This is a genomic window from Psychrobacter sp. 1Y4, assembly GCF_051847555.1.
This window is the reverse complement of record NZ_JBPYDE010000713.1, coordinates 1-642: the sequence shown is the minus strand read 5'-3', so window position 1 is coordinate 642 and position 642 is coordinate 1. Positions and strand designations below refer to the sequence as shown.

General features: G+C 46.3%; 1 protein-coding gene. It reads right to left on the bottom strand.

All coding sequences use genetic code 11. The features are described from left to right. Positions 1-59: 59 nt before the first annotated feature. Positions 60-642, bottom strand: a 583-nt coding sequence (locus ACS8FC_RS18485; RefSeq protein WP_439297866.1) for a lytic transglycosylase domain-containing protein, incomplete at its 5' end; no start/stop codon positions are given.

Sequence of the window (642 nt, the reverse complement as noted above, 5' to 3'; positions counted from 1 at the left end):
CATAAAAAATAGACCATTAACTATAAAAGCTAGTGGTCTATTAAATACGAATTCACTGATTAAAAAGCAGCAGGTACTGTACCCATACGTTGACTGATTGGCTGGCTACGACCCAACAGACTACTATAGATGGTAGCGTTTTCCATCACGTGTTTGACATAGTTACGCGTTTCAGGAAAGGCAATCGATTCGACATATTGATCTGCGGCGATTGCGCCATAGGTTGGCTGCCAGCGTTTGGCATTATTAGGTCCAGCATTATAGCCTGCGGTTGCCAATACAGGCTGATAGTTCAGTTTACTTAAGATATCACCCATATACCATGTACCATAACGGATATTGGTATCACCACTGTTGGCACGGCTCGCACTATAAGTCTCACCTAAGTTACGCGCGATGTATTTTGCGGTATCAGGCATCACTTGCATCAACCCACTGGCACCCACATTTGAGCGTGCAGAAGACACAAAACGGCTCTCTTGACGCATGATGCCATAAGCCCACGCTGGATCAATACCTGCTGCTTGGCTATAGCGCACCACTGAATCTTGGTGCGGCATTGGATGCGAAAGTGCCAAGCTATCGACTCTATCGGTATTATCAACGGCATAAATCGCCCGATCGAGCCAGCCCATGTCATAG